The organism is Nocardia sp. NPDC101769 (genome assembly GCF_044766925.1).
Taxonomy (GTDB): Bacteria; Actinomycetota; Actinomycetes; order Mycobacteriales; family Mycobacteriaceae; genus Nocardia.
In genome coordinates, this window is record NZ_JBIWMX010000129.1 from 1 (window position 1) to 1824 (window position 1824).

Annotated in this window: 2 protein-coding genes; both read right to left on the reverse strand. The window is 63.1% G+C overall.

Annotation, left to right across the window (positions count from 1 at the left end; translation table 11 throughout):
* Positions 1-573: 573 nt before the first annotated feature.
* Complete coding sequence (locus tag ACIRRA_RS45925) at positions 574-1047, reverse strand: HIT family protein (protein ID WP_402782444.1); 474 nt, start codon at positions 1045-1047, stop codon at positions 574-576.
* 311 nt (positions 1048-1358) lie between these two features.
* Complete coding sequence (locus ACIRRA_RS45930; protein WP_402782446.1) at positions 1359-1577, reverse strand: hypothetical protein; 219 nt, start codon at positions 1575-1577, stop codon at positions 1359-1361.
* Positions 1578-1824 lie beyond the last annotated feature (247 nt).

Here is a 1824-nt window from a genome sequence, read left to right on the forward strand (position 1 = left end):
ACTCCCAACGAAGTAGAGTCCGAGTGGTTCGAACGGAACCAGGCAGCGTAGAGAAACCAAAGATGCGCTGTCCGAAATCTTTCCGGCCCCTCAATTCGGGCAGGCGGGGCCTGCTCGAATCGTCCACGCGCTGCACCCTAGCGCTCCGCAAACATCCTGTAGTGCCGCATACCGCGCTGACCGAACCGGCCAGCGCGGGGCGCCGACGGCCCGAACCTGTTGCGGTGCAGAACATCCGCATCTGCCGAGTTTCACGCAACCGGCATAGCCTCGCACTACTGATCGCAAATCGCCCGCATTTCGCCAATTCCTCAGTGGCAGTGCGCGATTAGACCGGTCGACAGCAACATCGGCTGGCACATAGCTGTGCACTATCCTGCCGCGCCCAGCGCTGACCGAACCGGCCGGCGCGCAGCGGCCGGAACCTGTTGCGGTGCAGAACGTCCGCTTTTGCCGAGTTCCGGATTTCCACCGGGTCGTCGCTGGTATAGCTCAGAAAAGCGACCAGCCTCGTCCGCTACGCCGAGTTCAGCGTGTCCGAGTTGGGTCGGTTTTCGCTCTGCCTCGGCGACTTCATGCCCTGCGCAGTGCGTTGAAGTAGTCGCGCAGCTTATCGGTATAGACCCACCGCTGTTCACCGGTCGCATGGCCCGGCAGCGGGCGGGACCCATACAGATTGTCGCCGTGATACCGCGGGAAGACATGAACGTGGTAGTGCCAAACGTCTTGGCTGCCAGCAGGTTCGTTGTGCTGACGGGTGGACACTCCCACACAGCCGTAGGTCGCCCGCATCGCGACGGCGATCTCACGGACCACGTCGTGTACGGCATGCCCGTACTCCGGTGGCAGGTCATACAGATTCTCGTGATGAGCGTTCGGAACAACCAGCACATGTCCGTGGTTGTTCGGCCACCAACGGGATGCGGTGAACGCGGTCGCGTGCCTGGTATGCAACACGATGTCACGTGGACTGTCGAGTGGGGTCTCACCACCGGCGAGCAGAAAACAGAACGGACAGTCATAGCCAGCGGGTTCGTGATTGTGCACGATTATCCAAAGCTACGGCATCGCTGTCACGGCACGCCAAATGCACTGTCGCGCTGAACGCCCGCTAGTGCGACATACCGCTTTTGTCCGAATCGGTTGGCACGGCGCGGCCGGCGAGGAAGGTCTCGCGGTCCACGGCTTGCCCGGCGGTCACGACCGAGGTGAATTGGTCGTCCAGCGCCCCGGAGACGCGGTCGAAGGCCTTCAGGGGCGCGTCCGATCCCAGCCATTCGGCGCGATCGAAATACAGGGCCGCGACGACGTCACCGAGTTCGACGTCGTCGGATCCGGAACCGGCAGCCTTACTGGTCTTACCCGACGGGATCCGAGCAGAACACCGTCACACCGCAGCCCCAGCTGCCACTCGGGTTGGATGCCGCGATCGTGGTCGCCCCGGTTCCGGGCGCCACCGCATCCGTCGCCACCGAGATCTCGGTGGGATCGGTCAGCGGCAGCGGCTCGGCCGTAGCCGACCCGATCCCGGCCACCATCATTGCCGTGACCGCAGCGCCGGTCATGAGAATCCGCATGAGGCAATCCCTTTCGATACCGCGACCGACCCCCGCCGACGCGCCCCAATCGTAAATTGCATCTTTTCACAAAAATGAGAGCAGCTCCGAGCCCCCAATACCGGGGGTACGAACGCTAGCTCGGCCGGCAGCCCGGCTGACCCAACGTCCCCTCATGGCGCCCCTACTTATCTTCGAACGGTTGATCAGGCAAGGCGAGATACCTCTGGCTCCCCTTGGTCGATGAGACCTCCCTAAAGGCGTGGCG

Excerpts from the sequence above, each read along its gene's own strand:
- ACIRRA_RS45930 (WP_402782446.1), bottom strand. The coding sequence starts at position 1,577 with ATGCGGATTCTCATGACCGGCGCTGCGGTCACGGCAATGATGGTGGCC.